The 22,780-nt window shown below is 37.6% G+C and carries 20 protein-coding genes and 2 tRNA genes; 1 reads left to right on the forward strand and 21 read right to left on the reverse strand.

Annotated features, from left to right (window positions below; genetic code table 11):
• Nucleotides 1–9: 9 nt before the first annotated feature.
• From proS to ACFINC_RS04640, 18 genes are all read right to left on the reverse strand, one after another.
• A complete protein-coding gene (proS, locus tag ACFINC_RS04555; RefSeq protein ID WP_375616286.1) occupies nucleotides 10–1,335 on the reverse strand; it encodes a proline--tRNA ligase in 1,326 nt (441 codons plus the stop codon).
• A gap of 200 nt (nucleotides 1,336–1,535) precedes the next feature.
• The gene (locus tag ACFINC_RS04560) at nucleotides 1,536–3,212 is read right to left on the reverse strand and encodes a ribonuclease J (RefSeq protein WP_375616287.1); all 1,677 of its coding nucleotides are present in this window, start codon (nucleotides 3,210–3,212) and stop codon (nucleotides 1,536–1,538) included.
• A gap of 49 nt (nucleotides 3,213–3,261) precedes the next feature.
• Nucleotides 3,262–4,074, reverse strand: coding sequence for a biotin--[acetyl-CoA-carboxylase] ligase (locus ACFINC_RS04565; RefSeq protein ID WP_375616302.1), 813 nt, complete (start codon nucleotides 4,072–4,074; stop codon nucleotides 3,262–3,264).
• Complete coding sequence (nuoN, locus tag ACFINC_RS04570; RefSeq protein ID WP_375616288.1) at nucleotides 4,074–5,528, reverse strand: NADH-quinone oxidoreductase subunit NuoN; 1,455 nt, start codon at nucleotides 5,526–5,528, stop codon at nucleotides 4,074–4,076. Before nuoN ends, ACFINC_RS04565 begins: the two co-directional genes overlap by 1 nt.
• 17 nt (nucleotides 5,529–5,545) lie before the next feature.
• Nucleotides 5,546–7,015, reverse strand: a complete 1,470-nt coding sequence (locus ACFINC_RS04575; protein ID WP_375616303.1) for an NADH-quinone oxidoreductase subunit M — start codon at nucleotides 7,013–7,015, stop codon at nucleotides 5,546–5,548.
• On the reverse strand, nucleotides 7,012–8,979 hold the full coding sequence (gene nuoL, locus ACFINC_RS04580; RefSeq protein ID WP_375616304.1) for an NADH-quinone oxidoreductase subunit L: 1,968 nt from the start codon (nucleotides 8,977–8,979) through the stop codon (nucleotides 7,012–7,014). The genes ACFINC_RS04575 and nuoL overlap by 4 nt, the downstream gene beginning before the upstream one ends.
• A 6-nt stretch (nucleotides 8,980–8,985) precedes the next feature.
• Nucleotides 8,986–9,294 (reverse strand): NADH-quinone oxidoreductase subunit NuoK, encoded by a 309-nt coding sequence (gene nuoK, locus ACFINC_RS04585; protein ID WP_015856359.1) that lies wholly within the window; start codon nucleotides 9,292–9,294, stop codon nucleotides 8,986–8,988.
• A 14-nt stretch (nucleotides 9,295–9,308) separates the two neighbouring features.
• Entirely contained in the window at nucleotides 9,309–9,929 is a 621-nt protein-coding gene (locus ACFINC_RS04590; RefSeq protein WP_375608285.1) for an NADH-quinone oxidoreductase subunit J, read from the reverse strand.
• A gap of 94 nt (nucleotides 9,930–10,023) precedes the next feature.
• A complete protein-coding gene (gene nuoI / locus ACFINC_RS04595) occupies nucleotides 10,024–10,515 on the reverse strand; it encodes an NADH-quinone oxidoreductase subunit NuoI (RefSeq protein WP_019223540.1) in 492 nt (163 codons plus the stop codon).
• Between the two features lie 14 nt (nucleotides 10,516–10,529).
• Nucleotides 10,530–11,576 carry an NADH-quinone oxidoreductase subunit NuoH gene (gene nuoH, locus ACFINC_RS04600; RefSeq protein WP_375616305.1) on the reverse strand — a complete coding sequence of 349 codons (1,047 nt, stop codon included), beginning with the start codon at nucleotides 11,574–11,576 and terminating at the stop codon, nucleotides 10,530–10,532.
• A 22-nt stretch (nucleotides 11,577–11,598) separates the two neighbouring features.
• Nucleotides 11,599–13,668: an NADH-quinone oxidoreductase subunit NuoG gene (gene nuoG, locus ACFINC_RS04605; protein ID WP_375616306.1), complete on the reverse strand. Its 2,070-nt coding sequence runs from the start codon at nucleotides 13,666–13,668 to the stop codon at nucleotides 11,599–11,601.
• Between the two features lie 63 nt (nucleotides 13,669–13,731).
• Nucleotides 13,732–15,039, reverse strand: a complete 1,308-nt coding sequence (gene nuoF / locus ACFINC_RS04610) for an NADH-quinone oxidoreductase subunit NuoF (protein WP_375616289.1) — start codon at nucleotides 15,037–15,039, stop codon at nucleotides 13,732–13,734.
• A gap of 143 nt (nucleotides 15,040–15,182) precedes the next feature.
• A complete protein-coding gene (gene nuoE / locus ACFINC_RS04615) occupies nucleotides 15,183–15,854 on the reverse strand; it encodes an NADH-quinone oxidoreductase subunit NuoE (protein WP_375616290.1) in 672 nt (223 codons plus the stop codon).
• A complete protein-coding gene (locus tag ACFINC_RS04620) occupies nucleotides 15,854–17,044 on the reverse strand; it encodes an NADH-quinone oxidoreductase subunit D (protein ID WP_375616291.1) in 1,191 nt (396 codons plus the stop codon). The genes nuoE and ACFINC_RS04620 overlap by 1 nt, the downstream gene beginning before the upstream one ends.
• Before the next feature lie 101 nt (nucleotides 17,045–17,145).
• Entirely contained in the window at nucleotides 17,146–17,754 is a 609-nt protein-coding gene (locus ACFINC_RS04625; protein ID WP_375616307.1) for an NADH-quinone oxidoreductase subunit C, read from the reverse strand.
• Nucleotides 17,755–17,771: 17 nt separating this feature from the next.
• On the reverse strand, nucleotides 17,772–18,353 hold the full coding sequence (locus ACFINC_RS04630) for a NuoB/complex I 20 kDa subunit family protein (RefSeq protein WP_375616292.1): 582 nt from the start codon (nucleotides 18,351–18,353) through the stop codon (nucleotides 17,772–17,774).
• Nucleotides 18,344–18,709 carry an NADH-quinone oxidoreductase subunit A gene (locus ACFINC_RS04635; RefSeq protein ID WP_375608288.1) on the reverse strand — a complete coding sequence of 122 codons (366 nt, stop codon included), beginning with the start codon at nucleotides 18,707–18,709 and terminating at the stop codon, nucleotides 18,344–18,346. The genes ACFINC_RS04630 and ACFINC_RS04635 overlap by 10 nt, the downstream gene beginning before the upstream one ends.
• Before the next feature lie 303 nt (nucleotides 18,710–19,012).
• Nucleotides 19,013–19,089: transfer RNA gene (locus ACFINC_RS04640), tRNA-Asp, on the reverse strand.
• Between the two features lie 174 nt (nucleotides 19,090–19,263).
• Between ACFINC_RS04640 and ACFINC_RS04645 the strand changes: the two genes are divergently transcribed.
• Nucleotides 19,264–19,339: transfer RNA gene (locus ACFINC_RS04645), tRNA-Val, on the forward strand.
• 980 nt (nucleotides 19,340–20,319) lie between these two features.
• On the opposite strand, the gene ACFINC_RS04650 is transcribed toward ACFINC_RS04645, so the two are convergent.
• The 3 genes from ACFINC_RS04650 to ACFINC_RS04660 form a co-directional block, all read right to left on the reverse strand.
• Nucleotides 20,320–20,820 (reverse strand): hypothetical protein, encoded by a 501-nt coding sequence (locus tag ACFINC_RS04650; RefSeq protein ID WP_375616308.1) that lies wholly within the window; start codon nucleotides 20,818–20,820, stop codon nucleotides 20,320–20,322.
• 136 nt (nucleotides 20,821–20,956) lie between these two features.
• A complete protein-coding gene (locus tag ACFINC_RS04655; protein WP_375608290.1) occupies nucleotides 20,957–22,141 on the reverse strand; it encodes an alpha/beta hydrolase in 1,185 nt (394 codons plus the stop codon).
• A gap of 405 nt (nucleotides 22,142–22,546) precedes the next feature.
• The gene (locus ACFINC_RS04660; RefSeq protein ID WP_375616309.1) at nucleotides 22,547–22,777 is read right to left on the reverse strand and encodes a hypothetical protein; all 231 of its coding nucleotides are present in this window, start codon (nucleotides 22,775–22,777) and stop codon (nucleotides 22,547–22,549) included.
• Between the last annotated feature and the right edge of the window lie 3 nt (nucleotides 22,778–22,780).

Consider the following 22,780-nt stretch of genomic DNA (forward strand, 5'->3'; position numbering starts at 1 on the left):
CATTTCCTATTAAATTATAGAAAGTTGGCTGAGTACATCTTCAACCTTTAGAGATTTTTTTACACCTGTTTTGCGATCTTTAATTTCAACTTCATTTTGTGCAATGCTGTTAGGACCAACAATGATTTGCTTTGGCAAACCAATCAAATCCATTGTTGCAAATTTTGATCCAGGACGTTCATTTCTATCATCTAATAATGGGTCAAAACCAGCATCCTTTAATCCTTGATAGAGAATCTCACATGTATGTGTACATTTTTCATCATCGGGTTTCATATTGATAATCCCAAAATCGAACGGTGCCATCGACTTTGGCCAAATAATACCATTTTCATCATGAGAAGCCTCAATAGCGGCCGCAACAAGACGCGAAGGTCCAATACCATAAGATCCCATAGAGACCACATGCTCCTTTCCATCTTGTCCCATAACTTTTGCTCCCATTGGAGCAGAGTATTTAGTGCCAAAGTGAAAAATATGCCCAACTTCAATACCACGCGCTGAAAGACGATTATTCTCAGAAATTTTAGCCCACTCTTCTTCCTCATGCATTTCTTCTGTTGCTGCATAAAAAGATGTCCACTGTTTAACGATATCATCTAAAACAGCTTTATCACTAAAATCGATTGAACTATGGGGAACGGTAAGTTCAAGAAATTGTCTATCACAGAAGATAGCGCTCTCTCCCGTTTCAGCCAAAATGATAAATTCATGACTGAGCTCCCCCCCAATGGGACCTGTGTCAGCACGCATGGGAATTGCTTTTAAACCAAGGCGAAAAAAAGTGCGTAAATAAGCAACAAACATACGATTATAAGACGTTTTAGAACCCTCATAATCAAGATCAAAAGAATAAGCATCTTTCATTAAAAATTCTCGTGCCCGCATCACACCAAAACGTGGACGAATTTCATCACGAAATTTCCATTGAATATGATACAAATTAAGCGGAAGATCTTTATAAGAACGAACATATGAGCGAAAAATATCTGTTACCATCTCTTCATTGGTAGGACCATAAAGTAAATCACGTTTTTGACGATCTTTAATGCGGAGCATTTCTAAACCATAATCATCATAGCGACCGCTTTCACGCCAAAGATCAGCAGATTGGATTGTAGGCATCAATATTTCTATTGCACCAGCGCGTTCTTGCTCCTCACGAATAATTTTACAAACTTTATCAAGCACTTTTTTTCCCAAAGGAAGCCAAGAATAAATTCCTGATGTTTGCTGTCGAATCATCCCAGCACGCAACATAAAACGATGAGAAACAATTTCTGCTTCTTTAGGGTTCTCTTTTAACAAGGGAAGGAAATATTGAGAAAGACGCATTGAAATAATTAACTCCTAATCAGATCTACCATATTGAAACAATTTAACACACTCTCCATTCATCTATAGCCGCATTCTGAATACTTGCAAATATAACGATCTTATTGTTTCAAAATTTATTGTGCTCTATTCTCTATTTTTCTTATTTAGCAATAAAATAAAAATGCTTTTCTCTTTAAATAACGTAATAGGAAAATTCTTTATTTTGACCGATGTAAAAAAACTGTACAGATAGGTTTTTTTTGCCAAATGTCATGAACAGCTGCTCTTACTGCACGTCGTGTTGCCTCTCGAATAAGTTCATTATTGTTCCGTTTTAGCCGTGGGATGTTATAAACTGTATTTTCTACAATATCTAAAAGAATATCTTTCAAACTCTCCCCCTTTCCATTATTTTCAGGTAATCCGAATGTTGATAGACCTATATCCCCCAATAATTCATACTTATTATTTATATGGAGAGAAATAGTAACATGACCAGCATAACTGAGTTTGCGGCGTTCACGAATCCCTAATTCATCTTCATCCCCAATTAGGCAACCATCCTTATAGATACGTCCAACAGGAACTTGATCAACAACTTTTACAGGCTTTGGTGCGAGACGTAACATATAGCCATTTCTGATATCCATAACAGTTTGAATACCTGCTTGACGGGCTAAAGTTGCGTGAGTCTTAAGATGCATTGCTTCCCCATGTACAGGAACAAGTATCTGTGGCTTTATCCAATCATACATCTGTAAAAGTTCTGAACGACGGGGATGACCTGAAACATGAACAAGGGCATCTTCATTCGTAATAATTTCAATACCCAAATCAATGAAACGATTTTGTACCTCAAGAATAGATTTTTCGTTTCCTGGAATACTTCGTGATGAATAAATAACGGTATCACCAGCGGAGAGTGCAATATTCCTCATTCCATCACGTGAAAGTTTAGCCAAAGCAGCACACGGCTCACCTTGGCTTCCTGTGACGATTAAAACAAGATCTTTTCGCGGGATGTAACCATAATCATCTTCTGTTACAAATGGCGCTAAACCATTCATATAACCAAGCTCTTGTGCAACCATAATACTTCGCTTAAGAGAACGCCCAATGACGAGTACCTTACGCCCAGAAGCTTCAGCAGCAAGAGCAATAGAACGTATCCGACCAATATTAGAAGCAAAAGTTGCTATCGCAACGCGCCCTTTAGCTTTCAAAATAATCTCAGAAAGACTGGTTTGAACCTGCTGTTCTGATGGAGAGATACCATCCCGACACGCATTTGTGGAATCACAAAGTAATGCTAAAACACCTTTTTTGCCTAAAGCACGAAATCTTTTTTCATCCGTTACAGCCCCAAGTGAAGGGGTATGATCAATTTTCCAATCACCCGTATGGATTACGGTTCCTAAAGACGTTGTAATTGCCAAAGAGACAGCTTCTGGTATTGAATGATTAACAGCTATAGCCTCTACAGCGAAGGAACCTACCTGAAAACAATCACCAGCTTGAAAAATATTGAGTAAAATTTTTTGAGATTCAAAATCTGCTTGCCTTTTACTTTCCAATAATCCTGCCGTAAAAGGCGTACAGTAAATTGGAATCTGTAACTTTGGCCACAAATCAAGAACGGCCCCATAATGATCTTCATGAGCATGTGTTAAAACAAGACCATGAATATTGTGTTTTTCACTTTCTAGAAAACGAATATCAGGCAAAACAAGATCTGCTCCGGGTAATTCAGGTCCAGCAAAACTAACTCCCATATCAACAAGCAACCATTCACGAAAATTTTCAGGACCAAATCCATAAGCAGCGAGATTCATCCCTATTTCACCTACTCCTCCTAAAGGTAAAAAAACAAATTCATTCTCGTTGGCCGCAACCATAAACATCTCCTAAATCATTAAGATAATCTGATGATGAAATAAAACTTTATCAATTAATACGATTTGCATGAGCAGAAGCAGCTGAACCAAAATGAACATCCCCAGCTGTTATAATGGCTGTTTGACCATTATTTTGTTTTATGATGCAGTTAAAATCACTATCAAGACCATCAAAAATACCCTCGATGACTCTTTCATCATTGATTATTTTGACATGCTGCCCAAGATGAGCAGAGTATAAAAGCCACTTTTCGCGAATTATATTGCGTCCTCCTGATTGTTTCCAAAGGAGATAGTTTTTAGAAAAACACTCCGTCAAAACCGTAAATAACTGTTCTGCTTCAATATGCAAACCAATATTCTTTAAACTTGAAGTGGGATAGAGTGCGTTTTCATAATTATATTTCACATTTATTCCAATACCAATAACCAATGCATATTGTTGTGATGACAATTTTAAAATCTCGAGCAAAATTCCAGAGCTTTTCACACCTTTGAGCAAAATATCGTTTGGCCATTTTAAGCTCACAATATTGTTTGTTTGCTTTTCATCTTTTATAAATTGTTTTATTGCCTCTGCCACACTTACTCCAGCAACAAAACCAAGTTGAGCAGCAGTTTGATGCACAATATCATCAATTAACAAAAGACTAGAATAAAGGTTCCCTTTAGGACTAGACCAAGTCCTCCCTCTTCTCGCTCTTCCCTGTAATTGTTCTTGTGCAACAATCCAAAGATAACCTTGATGACCAGCTTGTGCTTTTCGTTGTGCAATGAGATTTGTTGAATCGACAGTACTGTGCAATTCAACAGTGTATCCCTGTTTTTGTGCAAAATCTGATAAAATATAAACCATATTTATTAAAACAATGCTGCTGCTGCTTTTTCTGCTAACTCAGTGAACCAAATTCCAAAAAGCATGTAAAACAAAATAAAGAAAGCAGAAAGACCAAGACAAAATTGAAGCTCATTCGATAAAGCAACAAAATGCGCTTTTGCATCATCAAACCACATAATTTTAATGACTCGCAAATAGTAAAAGGCCCCAACAACAGACGCTATCATCCCAACGACAGCGAGTGGAGTAAGTCCAGCATGGACAGCAGCAGAAAATGTATACCATTTCCCAAAAAAACCGGCCATAGGCGGTATGCTTGCTAGCGAGAACAGTTGTATTGTCATCACAACAGCCATAAACGGATTTGTCTTTATGAGACCTGAAAGATCATAAATATTCTCAACATTTCCATTATTCGAGCGCATTCCAAGAATAAAGGCAAATGAACCAATCGTCATTCCAAGATAAATAGTCATATAAAGAATAACGCTTTTTATCCCAAGCATATCTCCAGCAGATAAACCAACTAGCGCATACCCCATGTGACCAATGGAGGAATAAGCCATCAAACGTTTAATATTGCTCTGACCAATTGCAGCAAAAGCACCAAGTATCATTGATGTAAGAGCCATGAACACCAAAATTTGTTGCCATGCAGGCATAGAGCCATCAGAATGACTTAGTGGAATAAAAGTCATAACCATAAGACGAATAATGAGTGCCATCGCGGCAATTTTAGGAGCACCAGCAAAAAATGCTGTAATAGGTGTGGGCGCTCCTTCATAAACATCAGGAGTCCACATATGAAATGGAACTGCAGAAATTTTGAATGCCAAACCGGCTAAAATAAAAACAATTGCAAAAACAACCCCTAATTGTAAGTTTTCACCTTTCAAAGCAATGGCAATTTCGTGAAAACTAATTTGACCAGTAAAGCCATAAAGCAAAGAAATACCATAAAGCAACAATCCTGAAGATAACGCCCCTAAAACAAAATATTTTATACCAGCTTCAGAAGATTTTACATTATCACGATTAATTGCAGCAAGGACATATAAAGCTAAGGATTGTAATTCCAACCCCATATAAAGTGACAGCATATTGCCTGCTGAAATCATCAGCATCATGCCAAGAGTTGCGAAAAGAACAAGCACAGGAAATTCAAATACATCAAACTTTTGAGAACTGTTAAAACCAACAGACATAATGAGAGCAAAAAGTGCGCCAATAAGCGTTAAGATTTTCATATAACGACCAAAAGAGTCAATAATGAGCGCATTGGTTTGAAATAAGCCAGTCTTCGGAAAAACAACAATCATAACAATGGTTGCAACAAAAAGAGCAATGGCCAGCCCCGTTACAGTTAAAGAGGAACGTGTGTTGGAATAAACACCAATCAAAAGCAACACTATTCCTCCTAATGCTATTGAAATCTCTGGAAGAATTAAGACTAATTGTGCTATCATTTCATTTTGCATATGCATTCTTCCCTTATCTAGTGCAATTTATTGATGAGGGCTTCTACGGAAAACGCCGTTGCTTTAAGAATAGGCGTTGGATAGACACCAAAAAATATTGTTAGAATAACCATTGGATAAAGAATAAATTTTTCTCTTGAAGAGAGGTCTATAAGGACTTTTAAATTCTCTTTATCCAAAGAACCAAAAACCACACGCCGATAAAGATAAAGGGCATAGGCAGCCGATAAAATAACACCCGTTGTAGCAAAAACAACAACCAATTTATTTACTTGAAAAACGCCTATTAAGGTTAAAAATTCACCTAAAAATCCTGAACTTCCAGGTAAACCAACATTCGCCATGGTAAAGATCAAAAAAACAACAGCATATTTGGGCATGTTATTTACTAAACCACCAAACGCTGCAATTTCACGCGTATGCAAGCGATCATAGATAACGCCAACACAAAGAAATAAAGCTGCTGAAACAATTCCATGGGATAGCATCTGATAAATAGCCCCTTGTATCCCCTGTTCATTCGCTGCAAAAATGCCCATGGTCACATATCCCATATGCGCTATCGAAGAATAAGCTATAAGCTTTTTTATGTCACTTTGAACAAGTGCAACCAAAGACGTATAAATAATAGCGATAAGCGATAATGTGAAAACCAAAGGTGCAAAATCTGCTGAAGCGATAGGAAACATTGGTAAAGAAAAACGAAGAAAACCATATCCACCTAATTTGAGCAAGACACCAGCTAAAATAACAGAACCCGCTGTAGGTGCTTCTACGTGAGCATCAGGAAGCCATGTATGAACTGGCCACATCGGCATTTTAACAGCAAAAGAAGCAAAAAATGCAAGCCATAACCATATTTGCATATGAGCAGGAAACTGATAATTGAGTAAAGTCGGTATATCAAGTGTTCCTGCTTCCCAGTACATAGTCATAAGAGCAACCAACATAAGCACTGAACCGAGTAAAGTGTATAAGAAAAACTTGATACTTGCATAAACACGACGTGCTCCACCCCACACACCTATAATGATAAACATTGGAATGAGGCTGCCTTCAAAAAAAACATAAAATAATATTGCGTCAAGAGCACAAAAGACGCCAATAATCGCGACTTCAAGAAGCAGAAAAGCAATCATATAAGCTTTTAATCTCTCTTTAACATTCTCCCAACTTGCTAAAATACAGAAAGGCAAAAGAAAAGCTGAGAGAACAACAAAAAGAATAGAAATGCCATCAATCCCCATATGATAACTAATACCACTCCCCAACCAATTGAATTTTTCAACCATTTGAAAGTTTGGGTTGCTAGAATCAAATCCTATCCAAATAATTAAAGAAATAATAAAAACAAATATAGTCGTAAAAAACGCAACATTACGTATATTATTGCGCGCAGCTTCACTATCATCTTTGATAAACAAAATCAAAAGCACACCAACAAGCGGCAAAAATGTAACCGTAGAAAGAATAGGCCAATCAATCATTGGTTTACGCCCCCGATCATCATCCATGTAATGAGCAATGCAACGCCTATAAGCATCGCAAATGCATAGTGATAAAGATAGCCTGTCTGCATTCGAACAACTCTATTTGTAATATCAACAACACGTGCTGCAATCCCATTCGGACCTAGACCATCAATAATTTTACCGTCTCCTACTTTCCAAAGAAAACAACCAATTCTAAAGGTAGGACGGACAAATAAAAAGTTATATAATTGATCGAAATACCATTTTTGGTAAAGAAAGTGATACACTCCCGGCATAATACGAGCCATTTTTTTGGGAAGAGATGGAGCAACAATGTAAAATAAATAGGCCAACATAAATCCAAGAATCATTGCTACAAAGGGCGACCATTTTACCCAATTCAAAACATGGTGGGCATCATGAAGGATATGATTGTGGCTGCTTGTAAACAATGCTCCCTTCCAAAAAGTATCGTATAAATCACCAAAAAAATAAGGTTGGAAAATAACACCAGCAAATATTGCTCCAATAGATAAAATAAAGAGGGGGATCAACATCACTGGGGGCGATTCATGTACATGATGCATAACATCAACAGTTGCTCGTGGTTTTCCATGGAACGTCATAAAGATAAGCCGCCATGAATAAAAGCTTGTTAATAAGGCTGCAAAAACAAGAAGATAAAAAGCATATCCTGAAGCAATATTATGGGATGCAAAAGCAGACTCTATAATAGCATCTTTTGAGAAAAAACCCGCAGTCCCAAAAAGTGTTCCAGGAACGCCAACACCGGTCAATGCAATGGTCCCGACCATCATCATCCAATAGGTGACCTTTATATGTTTGCGTAACCCGCCCATTTTTCGCATATCTTGTTCATCAGATACAGCATGAATGACAGAGCCCGCACCAAGAAACAATAAGGCTTTAAAAAAAGCATGCGTAAAAAGATGAAAGACAGCAGCTCCATAAGCTCCAACACCTAATGCAACAAACATATAACCAAGTTGAGAACATGTAGAATAAGCAATAACACGCTTAATATCATTCTGCACTAACCCCACAGTTGCTGCAAAAAATGCCGTTGTTGCTCCAACAATAATAATCACGGTCAAAGCAGTTGAAGAAAGTTCAAAAATTGGCGACATACGCGCAACCATAAAAACACCAGCTGTTACCATTGTCGCTGCATGAATAAGTGCTGATACAGGTGTAGGTCCCTCCATTGCATCAGGAAGCCAAGTATGTAGGAGAAATTGTGCTGATTTTCCCATCGCACCAATAAATAATAAAAGACATGTAATGGTAATTGCCATTTGTCCATCAAACTGCCAACCTAAAAATGTCATATTTTGTATAAAGTTATTGTTTGCAGCTTTTGCAAAAATAGAGCTAAAATCAACCGATTGAAATAAAACAAAAATACTAAATATTCCTAAGAGAAAACCAAAATCTCCAACACGATTGACGACAAAAGCTTTCATTGCAGCCTTATTAGCAGAATCGCGTTGAAACCAAAAACCAATTAACAGATAAGAAGCAAGTCCTACACCTTCCCATCCAAAAAACATTTGGATCAAATTATTGGAGGTCACCAACATAAGCATCATAAATGTAAACAAAGAAAGATAAGAAAAAAAACGGGATCTTGAGGGGTCATGATGCATATAACCAATTGAATAAATATGCACTAATGCCGAAACACTGTTTACAACAATAAGCATGACTGCTGTTAATGTATCAATATGTAAAGCCCAGTTAAAGCTTAAGCCACCAACAGTCATCCAATGTAATACCAATACATCAATTACTGGAGTATGACCAAGCGCAATACTAAAAAAAGCCACCCACGACAATATGGCAACAATCACCATAAAACTACATGTTATCAATTCACTCGCACGATCTCCTATCGTTTTCCCACCTAGTGCAGCAATGAGAAAACCCAAAAGCGGAAGAAAGACAATCGTATAATACATCACTGGTTAGCCTTTCATTACATTAACATCTTCAACCGCAATGGAACCACGATTACGGAAAAAAACGACAAGAATTGCTAAACCAATGGCAGCTTCAGCAGCTGCTACGGTTAAGACAAATAGAGCAAATATCTGCCCAACGAGATCATGAAGAAACGCTGAAAATGCAACAAAATTAAGATTAACTGAGAGTAATATAAGCTCAATAGACATCAAGATAATAATCACGTTTTTTCTGTTGAGAAAAATTCCAGCAATACCAATTGTAAACATCAAAGCAGAAACTGTGAGATAATGCGTAATATCAATATACATCTATATAGCCCCCCTTAAATACCTTTTCCTGATTCAACTTGCTTGATTTCAATGGCACTTTCTACCGTTCTAGAAACTTGCTCTGCAATAGATTGCCTCTTTACTCCTAATTTATGACGAAGTGTTAAAACAATAGCACCAATCATTGCAACCAATAAAATTATTCCAGCAATTTGAAAATAGAAAACATAATCCGTATAGAGGATATCTCCTAATGCCTGTGTATTTGTTCGCTGCGCTAAATCTGGCATTGGTTGCGTAACATGCGCTCTCAAGACTGGAGAAAAATAGCTACTTACAAAAACAACAATCAATTCTACAGCGATAATAACGCCAATAAGAGCTCCAATAGGAGCATACCGAAGAGTTCCACTCTTTAATTCAGCAAAATCGACATCAAGCATCATAACGACAAATAAAAATAAAACAGCGACAGCTCCAACATACACAACAAGCAGAATAAGCCCTAAAAACTCTGCTCCTGCAAGTAAAAATAAAGCCGCAGCATTAAAAAATGCGAGGATTAAAAACAAAACAGAATGCACCGGATTGCGTGCTGTAATAACAATAACTGCACTTGTTAGCATAATAAAAGCAAACAAATAGAAAAATGCCGCCGCTAGATCTGTTAGCATAGGCTTCTCCTTAATTATTCAAACAATTGGTATAAACTTCATACCAGATTACAATTTATCGGAAAACTATCCGACACCTCATTTAATGATACACTTAACGATAAGGCGCATCCATCAATATATTTCGAGAAATTTCTCGTTCCCAACGATCTCCATTCATTAAAAGTTTTTCTTTATCATAATAGAGTTCTTCACGTGTTTCTGTTGCAAATTCAAAATTTGGTCCCTCAACAATAGCTTCTACCGGACACGCTTCTTGACAAAAACCGCAGTAGATACATTTAACCATATCGATATCATAACGGACAGTTCTCCGTGTACCATCATTACGTCGCGGACCTGCCTCAATTGTAATCGCTTGTGCAGGGCAAATTGCTTCACATAATTTACAAGCAATACACCGTTCTTCACCATTTGGATAGCGACGCAATGCATGCTCACCGCGAAAACGCTGAGATACAAAACCTTTTTCATAAGGATAATTAATTGTGGGCTTTGGTGAAAAAAATTGACGCATAGCTAAGAAAAAAGCACTCACGAATTCCAATAGAAGAAGTGACTTTGCCGCCTGAATGAAACCTGACATCGTAAAATCTCCTCTTAAACGAAATCCGTAAATTTTAAAAAAGCAGCAGTTATCACAACCATTGCTAGTGAGAGAGGAAGAAAAACCTTCCAACCAAGCCGCATGAGCTGATCATAGCGATAACGTGGAACAAAAGCTTTAACCATAGCAAACCAAAAAAATACAAAACAGACTTTTAAAACAAACCAAATGATACCAGGAACCCAATTAAGCCACCAAACATCTAAAGGAGGCAACCAACCACCCAGAAATAGAATGGTTGTTAATGCGCACATTAAAACAATCGCAACATATTCACCTAGAAAGAAGAGCATGTAAGGCGTTGAAGAATATTCAACCATATGACCAGCAACAAGTTCAGATTCTGCTTCCACCAAATCGAACGGAGGACGGTTTGTCTCTGCAAGCGCAGAAATAAAAAATATAATAAACATTGGAAAAAGGACCAACCAATTCCAATCGAGAAAACTGTTAAAAGGAAGACCAAGAATTGTACCAAAACCATGACGTTGTTTAAGAACAATTGTTGTGAGATCTAACGAACCACTTATTAAAATGACACTCACAAGCACAAAACCAATGGAAACTTCATAAGAAACCATTTGTGCCGCCGAACGAAGAGCTCCTAAGAAAGGATATTTTGAATTTGATGCCCATCCTCCCATAATAACACCATAAACTTCAAGAGATGAAATGGCTAAAATATAAAGCAAGCCAACATTAATCTTTGCAACCTCCCAGCCCTCATTGACAGGAATAACAGCCCAAGTTGATAAAGCAAGTGTCGCTGAAACAAAAGGAGCTAAAAGAAAAACACCCTTATTTGCACCTGCAGGGATAATAGGCTCCTTAACAACAAATTTAATTAGATCTGCAAAAGACTGTAACAAACCCCATGGGCCAACAACGTTTGGTCCACGACGCAATTGTACCGCTGCCCAAATTTTTCTATCTGCGTAAAGAAGATAAGCAACTAAGATCAAAAGAACGACTAAAAGAAGCAGTGTTTTTCCAACGATAATAAGTAATGGCAACAGCCAAGTCATAAAGAAATCATACATCATTATTCCTTTTCCTTTGCCTTTACTCTACAGTTTGCGTAGCACGGTTTTTTGCAAGAGATGAACATTCAGCCATAACGGCAGAAGCACGTGCTATCGGATTTGTCAAATAAAAGTCTTTAATCATAGAAGTAAATGTTTGACTCTCTAGAGAAACCATTTTTGAACCAAGCACCTTAAGATTACTTATATCAGAAGGCACTATATCATCAACGGCACAAAGATGTGGATAATCATTAAACAAACATTGTCTTAATTGAGAAAGAGAATCAAAAGGAAGCCTTTGTCCTAAAACATCCGATAAAGCACGTAAAATAGCCCAATCTTCTTTTGCTTCACCTGGAGCAAAACCAGCCCGATTTGTCATTTGAACACGCCCTTCTGTATTTACATAAAGCCCTGATTTTTCAGTATAAGCAGATGCAGGCAAAATAACATCAGCAGCATGCGCACCATTGTCACCATGGCTACCAATATAAACTGTAAAAGCTTTTGTATCAGATAATTCTACTTCATCAGCACCAAGTAGAAATAAAACTTCACAGGTTTTTAGAATATTGGCAACCCCAAGCTTAGAAGTAAAGCCTATATCCAACCCTCCAACAGTTGATGCTGCATTATGAAGAACTCCAAATCCATTCCATGTCTCACTAAGAGCACCAATATCATCCGCTAATTTAGCAAGGTTTTTTAAAACAGATAAACCTTTATTTCCTGAAATCGCTCCCTCTCCAATAAGAATAAGAGGCCTCTTTGCTTCTCTTAAGACATTTAAAAAAGCATCCTCTCCCCGAATAAGTGTCGTTAATGTATCACTTCCAGATCCAAGGTAAGAATAAGGATAACGTAAATCAACTTTCTCTCCAATTAATGCAATAGGAAAATTTCCTATTCGTTGGCGCTTTAAAATGCGTGCATTTAAAACAGCCGCTTCATGACGTGGATTAGATCCCACAATAAGCAGAGCATCAGCCTGTTCAATACCTGCAATTGTAGGATTAAAAATATAACTCGAACGCCCAAATTCAGGCGATAAAGCAACCCCTCTTTGGCGACAATCAAAGAGCGTTGAGCCCAACGAACTCAATAATGCCTTAAGGGCGTACATTTCTTCAACAGAAGCAAGATCTCCAGCAATGGCTCCAATTTTTTCTGGAAAAATTTTAGAGATCACCATTTTAATTTTTGCAAAAGCTTCTGTCCAACTGACAGGTTGAAGCTTTCCATCTTTGCGTACATATGGCCTATCTAGCCGCTGAGTCCGTAATCCATCCCAAATAAAACGCGTTTTATCAGAGATCCATTCCTCATTTACATCTTCATTCGTGCGCGGCATAATCCGCATAACTTCACGACCGCGGCTATCAATACGGATAGCGCTGCCAAGCGCATCCATCACATCGATCGATTCCGTTTTGACCAATTCCCACGGACGGGCATGAAATGCATAAGGTTTTGAGGTTAAAGCCCCTACAGGACAAAGATCAATAACATTTCCCTGTAATTCAGATGTCATAGCTTTTTCAAGATACGTCGTAATTTCAGCATCTTCACCACGACCGATCAAACCAAGCTCAGAAATACCTGCTACTTCCGTTGTAAAACGAACACACCGTGTACAATGAATACACCGTGTCATAACAGTTTTGACAAGAGGCCCAATATATTTATCTTCTACAGCACGTTTATTTTCTGTATAACGAGAACAATCTCGCCCATAAAGCATTGCTTGATCTTGAAGATCACATTCTCCCCCTTGATCACATACTGGACAATCCAAAGGATGATTAATGAGAAGAAATTCCATAACACCTTCACGTGCTTTTTTTACCATCTCCGTATTGGTAAAAATCTCAGGCGCTTCACCGTTAGGTCCTAACCGTAAATCACGAACCCCCATAGCACAAGAAGCCTGAGGTTTTGGAGGACCACCCTTAACCTCAACCAAACACATGCGACAATTTCCAGCAATTGACAAAGATTCATGAAAACAAAAACGTGGTATTTCTGCCCCAGCTGCCTCGGCAGCCTGAAGCAGCGTGTAGTAATCAGGAACTTCAATCTCTTTGCCATCAACTTTGATATTTATCATCACCCATCCAACCTGCGGATAATCCACTTAAAATTTGCATTCGGTTGCTCTTTAAAAAATTTTCTATCCCACGACTTCCAAAGCAATATTTTTTCTTTGGACGACATTTCGCGTATATTCATCAATTCTACGTTCAATTTCTGGACGGAAATTACGAATCAGCCCTTGTACAGGCCACGCTGCAGCATCGCCAAGAGCACAGATAGTATGCCCTTCAACTTGTTGAGAAACCTCAAATAAAAGATCAATCTCGCGTTTTTGCGCTCTTCCCTCAACCATACGTCCTAAAAGACGCATCATCCAACCCGTCCCCTCACGACACGGTGTACACTGACCACAACTCTCGTGCTTAAAAAAAACAGCTATACGCCAAATTGCTTTGATAATATCGGTTGATTTATCCATAACAATCATTCCCCCTGTGCCAAAAGAAGACCCGACATCTCGCATCCCATCAAAATCCATAATCGCATCGATCATATCCTCACCACGGACGACTGGACAAGAAGCCCCCCCTGGAATAACTGCTAAAAGATTATTCCATCCACCACGAATACCACCCGTATGTTTTTCAATTAATTCACGGAATGAAACACCAAGAGCGTCTTCAAATGTACAAGGAGCGTTAACATGCCCTGAAACCATAAATAATTTCGTGCCAACATTATTCGCCCGCCCAATTGATGAAAACCACGAAGCTCCCCGCCGCAAAATTGTTGGAACAACGGCAATGGACTCTACATTGTTGACTGTTGTTGGACAGCCATAAATCCCCATATTAGCAGGAAATGGTGGTTTAAGCCGAGGTTGTCCCTTTTTTCCCTCAAGACTTTCAAGAAGGGCCGTTTCTTCACCACAAATATAAGCACCGGCTCCATGATGAATGATAATATCGCAAGCATGCCCATATTTTGTTTTTTTGCCAAGCAAACCTGCATCATAACATTCATCAACGGCAGCTTGTAGCGCTTCACGCTCACGAATATATTCACCACGAATATAAATAAAAGCAACATTGGCTCCCATAGCAAAAGTAGCGATTGCACATCCTTCAATCAAAGTATGGGGATCATGCCGTAAAATATCACGGTCTTTACATGTCCCAGGCTCTGATTCATCAGCATTGACAACCAAATAATGAGGACGCCCATCACTCTGCTTTGGCATAAAGGACCATTTCATTCCGGTAGGAAAACCAGCACCACCACGACCGCGTAAACCCGACGCCTTCACCTCATCAATAATCCAATCACGACCTTTGTCAATAATCTCCTTCAGACCATTCCAATGTCCACGCGACATCGCAGCTTTTAATGATTTGTCTTTTAAACCATAAATATTGGTGAAGATACGATCTTTATCAGCTAGCATACCCCACCTTTTTTTCTATTGCCCGTAGCATTTTTAGCTTTTCCTCAAATGCAATTAAAAAAAATCTTGAAACTTTTTACTTTTAATCAAATGTTATTATAAATGAGTGACATAATGGAATATCTTTTCAAAAAAGAATTTTACTAAGATTCCATTCCTTTATTATCCTCTTTCTTTGATCCCTTGAGAGATTTGCTTTTTTTTTCATCATCAAGAAGAGATGTTAGACCACTAATTGGTTCCGACGATTTACGACTATTTTGCGGACCAACAGCTATCTCAGGACCCTTTCCTGCCTCAAATGCATCTATAATCTCTTCAAGGCGTTCAGCTGTAAGATCTTCGTAAGTATCTTTAAAAATCATAACCATGGGAGCATTAACACAAGCACCAAGACACTCCACCTCTTCCCATGACAATGTTCCATCCTGGTTGGTTGTAAAAGGTTCATGATGAATTTTTTTCTGACAAACTCTAATCAATTCATCAGAACCACGTAACATACAAGGTGTTGTCCCACAAACTTGAATATGCGCTTTTGTTCCAACAGGCTTAAGCTGAAACTGAGTATAAAAAGTAGCAACTTCTAAGACACGGATATACGCCATAGAAAGAATTTGAGCGATATGTTCAATCGCAGCACGTGTCACCCAACCATCTTGCTCTTGCGCACGCATTAATAACGGAATGACAGCCGATTGCTCACGCCCGACAGGATATTTTTCTATAGTATTTTTTACCCATACTTGATTTTCTTTTGTAAAAGAAAACTCTGCGGGCTGATAGATATCATCTGCAAGACGGCGTACGGACATTAGCGATCAACCTCCCCAAAAACAATATCAATCGAACCCAAAATAGCTGTAGCATCTGCCAACATATGGCCTCGAGTTAAAAAATCCATAGCTTGAAGATGAGCAAATCCAGGAGCACGCAACTTGACACGATAAGGCTTATTGGTTCCATCAGAAACAAGATAAACACCAAACTCACCCTTTGGAGCCTCTACAGCAACATACACTTCTCCAGGGGGCGTGTGAAACCCTTCCGTATAGAGTTTAAAGTGATGAATCAGCGCCTCCATTGAGCTTTTCATTTCGCTCCGCTTTGGTGGTACAATTTTGCGATCCAAACTCGAAACTGGTCCATTCTTTTCAGTCCCCAGTAACCGTTCTACGCATTGACGCATAATTTTAGCTGATTGACGCATTTCTTCCATACGAATAAGATAGCGATCATAACAATCACTATTTTTACCTATAGGAATATCAAATTCCATTTCATCATAACATTCATAAGGCTGACTTTTACGCAAATCCCATGGCACACCAGCTCCACGGATCATAACTCCAGAAAAACCACGTGCCCAAGCTTCATCAATACTTACGACACCAATATCTACATTACGCTGTTTGAAAATCCGATTTGGTGTCACAAGCGCATCAAGTTTACCAAGAGAAACAAGAAATGAATCAATAAAATTACCAATATCCTCAACTAAAGATTCTGGTAAATCCTGATGCACACCACCGGGGCGAAAATAATTTGCATGAAGACGAGCGCCACAGGCACGCTCATAAAAAATCATCAATCTTTCACGTTGCTCAAACCCCCAAAGCGGAGGCGTCAAAGCACCAACATCCATTGCCTGTGTCGTTACATTAAGCAAATGGTTAAGAATACGCCCAATTTCACAAAATAAAACACGTATTAGTTGCCCCCTTTTAGGAACTTCAATATCCAATAATTTTTCAATAGCAAGAACAAAAGCGTGTTCCTGATTCATAGGAGCAACATAATCTAAACGATCTAGATAAGGACCCGCTTGAAGATAGGTCTTTGTTTCCATTAATTTTTCGGTACCGCGATGCAATAATCCAATATGTGGATCTACACGCTCAACAACTTCACCGTCCAACTCTAGAACCATGCGCAAAACGCCATGCGCTGCAGGATGTTGCGGACCAAAATTGATATTAAAGTTTCGAACATTGACCTCAGCCACAATCAACCCCTTGCTTTTTTAAAAACTTCATATCAAATATTAAAAACATTAATTATTAAAAAAATGCGTTATTCTAATAGAGCGCCTTATCAAAACCAATATCATTTTTTACCCTCTGCTTTTTCATCACATGGTAAAATATATTGTCCTCCTTCCCAAGGAGAAAGAAAATCAAAATTACGCATCTCTTGGCGTAAAACAACAGGTTCATAAATCACTCTCTTTGCTTCATTATCATAACGGCATTCAACAAATCCTGTCACAGGAAAGTCTTTACGTAAAGGATATCCTTCAAAACCATAATCTGTTAAAATCCGTCTTAAATCCGGATGTCCTGAAAATAAAATCCCATACATATCATACGTTTCACGTTCATACCACTCTGCGCCAGGATAAACCGTACAAGCTGAAGCAACGGGAGTATTTTCATCCGTACGAACTTTTACACGTAAGCGTAAATTCTCACGAGGGGATAATAATTGGTAAGAAACATCAAAGCGCTTATCGCGAGAAGGATAATCCACACCACTAATGTCTGTAAGATTAATAAATTGACAGCGAGAATCATCACGAACAAACATTAAGACATCGATAATTGCATCAAGACGTGCCATAATAGTCAATTCACCAAAAGCAAGAACAGTCTCTTCAAGCTTATTTCCTAACTTATTTTCCAAATAAGCCGCAAGTTCAACCAATGATTCATTCATCATGACAAAAAAACTCTCTATCGCTCTATGGATCCGGTACGACGGATTTTTTTCTGTAACAATAATATGCCGTATAATAATGCCTCTGCTGTCGGTGGACATCCTGGAACATAAATATCGACAGGCACAATACGATCACAGCCACGCACCACTGAATAGGAATAATGATAATATCCCCCGCCGTTTGCACATGATCCCATAGAAATCACATAACGTGGCTCTGGCATCTGATCATACACTTTTCTTAAAGCAGGAGCCATCTTATTTGTTAGAGTACCTGCCACCACCATCACATCTGATTGACGGGGAGAAGCTCGTGGTGCATATCCAAAACGCTCATTATCATAATGAGGCATTGAACATTGCATCATTTCGACAGCACAACAAGCCAAACCAAAACTCATCCACATTAAAGAACCAGTACGTGCCCAAGTAATCAAAGCATCTGCCGAGGTAACTAAAAAACCCTTATCTGATAATTCAGCATTAATATCACGAAAAAACTTATCGTTAGATCCTATCAATTCACCAGTATTGGGATCAATGATTCCTTTTGGTTTCGGAGCTGTAATTGCTGAATGATTAGATCTTAATTCCATTCAAGAGCTCCTTTTTTCCATTCATATATGAATCCAATAGTCAAAATCGCTAAAAATACAATCATCGACCAAAAGCCAAACACACCTATCGATTTGAATGAAACAGCCCAAGGAAAAAGAAAAGCAACTTCAAGATCAAAAATAATAAATAAAATTGATACCAAATAGAAACGAATATCAAACTTCATGCGAGCATCACTAAATGAATTAAACCCACATTCATAAGCCGATAACTTTTCAGGATCGGGGGAACGATATGCTACAATGTAAGGTATAATCAACAACGCTCCAGCAATAACCGCTGAAACAATAATAAAGATTAAGACCGGTAAATAAGAGCTCAATAAATAAGCCATAACCCTCTTCCATCGTAACGAAATGCCTAAGCTTAACACAATTATTCAATATTGCGAAATCAAACAGGCAAACTTAATAACCGCTCCATTGACTCTGCTTATATGTCTTCAAAGATATACAGAGCGATACTTTTCTCATTGGCATAGGTAACGCAGAGAGAAAAAAGACGCAAGTCCTATTCTTATAAATCATATAAAAAGGAAAAAAATATACTTACTCTCCCCCCCTAAATCAAATACTCTACCACCTAACCCACAGCACAAGGACATTTTAAAAAGAAAAGCCTATGAGGAAATAGAAAATGGCGCGGGTGACGGGGCTCGAACCCGCGACCTCCGGCGTGACAGGCCAGCACTCTAACCAACTGAGCTACACCCGCGCATTTTTTGAACCAATTAATTTATTTGGTACAAGCGGTCGTGTAAGGGGTTCATTCGTTTATGTCAAGAAGGATTATGCATTTTTTAAAAAAATTATCAAATACTATCTTTATTCTTGCGTTTAGAAAAAATTTTCCTTAAAGAGAGTTCATTCAGTTGCTGATTATTGCATTGGGCGATTAGCTCAGCTGGTAGAGCGCCTCGTTTACACCGAGGATGTCGGGAGTTCGAGTCTCTCATCGCCCACCATATGCTTTTATATGTCTATTAAGTTTTTGGCATATCTTTGAATGAGGGATGCATAGATAGAGGGATGTATAGATAAAAGTGAGGGAATAAGATTTTGCAACATGCTTCTACAGAGCATGATCTCGGAAAATGGATTCTAATATTTCTTGAAGTCTGTTAGTTTCTTTTGGGATAAACCATTTAAAAGTCTCATAAATGCAACATCGGTTTCATGTTGCAACAGATTAGAGGGCTTGATTGTGAAGTTTTTTCGACAAAAATAGATTGCTTTTCTTAAGAGAGAAGCTATATCTTGATGTAAAGTATACAGTTCTATGTATCTTATCTTCCATCCTTACTGGAACAGATTTTTTGCCAATCTCTATAGAAAATAAAAATGCTAAAGATACAGATATTTTATTGGTCATTATTTTAAACGTATGAAGATATTGTACACTATCTCTATACAAAAAACATTATCAAGCATATACAATATCTATTACATAGTCGTTTAATATCATCGTAAAATTTAAATCCCTACAATAAGATATATAAATTAAAAATATATTGGTGTACTCACGTTTGTTAATCTTAATACGATAATTCATGATTTCTCTTCAAAAACGGATATCATTACAGTTTTTAAGGAAGATATCATTAACTTTATACAAGCTCATGCAAAAAAATTGATATTTTGTTCCAACTTTTTTATGGCATATTTATCCTGAGAAGATTACATTACAAGTAATGCTGATAACCTTGAATTTCTAATTTGAGATTTTTTCTTTATTTTTTATCGGAACATAAAAAAATATAGACATCAATATGTCCTTGCGCTTCTTTACACAATCTGATTCTTGCTAATAAAGCCTTCCCTGCTTAACTTTACCAAAGATACAACCAAAGTCTTTTAAAGCTTTAATTCAATAAAAAGTGTGATTATCAAATACACGCGACTTGTTTATTATTGCAAATTCTTTTCTTAAAAAAACTTGTATTGTTTAGCTTTTGTTTTTTTTCTCAAAGAGATGAGGGCTTTCAATAATAAGCTTTTCTCGCGCTTTTTGTAACTGTTTAATGATTTCATCAATTTTTGATGGAGAACAAAAAGCTTCTTGGCTATTCAATAAATGCAACCTCTCCTTCCCCTCATGTAAACATTGCATCTGGGATTGAAGTATTCTAACTTCTTGAAAGAAAAGACGCCCAGTTTCCTTAAAACCATTATTAAGTGAAAAAAGTTGATCGGAAATGGATAGCAGAATTTGTTTTAAAAAGCGTTCATTTTCTTGACGTTTACGATATTCTAAAATAAGAGCATGGCTTATCTCATCTAATTGTTGTTTCGTAGAATCAATTTGACGCAATAAATTTGGTTTTTCCCCCATATCACCTTTTCTCACCTTCACAAGCATAGTATGAATATCTAACAACTTAATTGCGGAATGAGATAAATAATCAACAACTGTAGGGGTATTGACATAGCGTTTTCGTGCATTCATCACAAACTTACCTAATGACTGTTTTTTTACATTCATTCCGCTATTTATTTTTATTTTACAAAGGCATTCTAAAGAAAGTGCTAAAAAATATTATTCTAATGCATTATTCGATGAAACCTTTTTTCTCTTTTCACTATCAACGTGGAATTCGTGGAGAGAGAAAACGTACAGGTGTATAAAGGATAAGATGTGTTGTTTTCTCCAACACACTACTACCATCAGCAAGAAGAGCTTGACTAGGTGACAATTCTGTACCTTGCATAATTGTTGAAGCCAAAGAACCTTCTCGAGAAAGAGCCATCAATGTTGGCGAAGATGCAAAGACATTATGGGCTCCTCCATCTACATGAGAGAAATCAAGAACAGCTATTCCATTTTTACGCAACATTTCAATATCTGAGCCATCACCCACACGATGATGTCCACCCGTAAGACGCCCTGAAACAGCAAGAGCTTTATCCGCTCTGGATACTAAAATAGCTGTTGGCTGTGGGAGTTTTTTTATATCATTAAGTTGGCGCTCAAATACATCAACATCAATGTCTGGTGCAGCCATTAATAAACTTGTAATACGATGAATAGGCTTATATTTTCCCTGTAGGGCTAAAGTTCTAAATGCCTCCATTATAACAAAATTGCCCATAGAATGTGCAATGACCGAAATCTGATCAGCATTTGTTTCACTAATAAGTGTCAAAAGCTCTATTAATCCGTCACGGGCAAAATTAGCACTGTCACGATCATAAATATAAAGAGGAACTGATCCAGCAGAAGGCCAAGAATAATGCACAGCGACAACATTTAAAGAATAATCGTGTGTAAACTGCGCCGTACGAAATGTACCATCTGCAAAATTATTATTATATCCATGGATAAAAAGAAAAATTTCTCTTTTTCCTTTTGGCTTTTTTGCTAAAGCAGCATTTAATTGCTGCTTAAACTGTTCTTTATTATCGTATTTTTGTAATGCTACTGCTGCAAAATATTTATCATGCGTAGGTTTATACGCATTTATTTCAACAACTCCCTTTACATGTTGCTGGGGGATTCCTACATCAACGCGATTATAATGCACTTTATTTGACCGCTCTATGCCATAAGGTTGAGAGTAATTATTTTGCATCATACGACTTGTTGCAACATACACTGGAACAATGGCTTTTGGAGAAATTGGTTTTCCTTCAACTTCCCTTTCTACTGCAATCATAGAAGGAGTTGCATGCACCCCATGCCAAAGTACAGCACGCGAATCGCTACATGCTGATAATAAAGAAATACAAATAAGAAGTGTTAAATATCTTAAAACCACTATACTTTTCACTGCAACACCATCCCACCCTATAAAAAATATAACATTTCAAATGCACAGATTAAAGTAATAAAAAATGAAAAATTAATGAAACATTATTGGGAATACACCAACAAATAGCACAAAAAGAAAGATTTCTTTATAATGGCACAGCCCCTCTCTACATAATTTCCTCTCATTACAGAGATTAATTGCCAAATGGTGCGGTCGAGAGGTACCATTTTATAATATTTTTTATAATATTATTTCAATAAGTTAATAAAAATATCAAATAACAAAACCACCTTTTAAACCACCTGATATATAGAATCTGTAGCGCTATCAAATAGCATCATCATCTATATATTGCAATTACGAATCAAGAGTTCTTTTCGGGGGGGGGAGTAGTAAATCCTGATGTCCAAAGGGTCTCTAATTCTAACTTTTTGTTATCCATTTTTTGAGGTGTGATAAGATATTATCGAGTGCGTCCATAAGACGGGCAAAATCGATAACAAACATAAAGACAATGAAGGCAATCCACTTCATAAAGCGTGACATCATCTTTAAGCCTTGATACGTCTCTATCATCTCATGAAGAAGCTGTTGTTCTGTTTCTGTAAGATCTTTATCTTTGGTGCTTCGTTTCTTGACCATCTTTCCAACCACATA

The organism is Bartonella sp. AP58NXGY, assembly GCF_042195785.1.
Taxonomy (GTDB): Bacteria; Pseudomonadota; Alphaproteobacteria; order Rhizobiales; family Rhizobiaceae; genus Bartonella.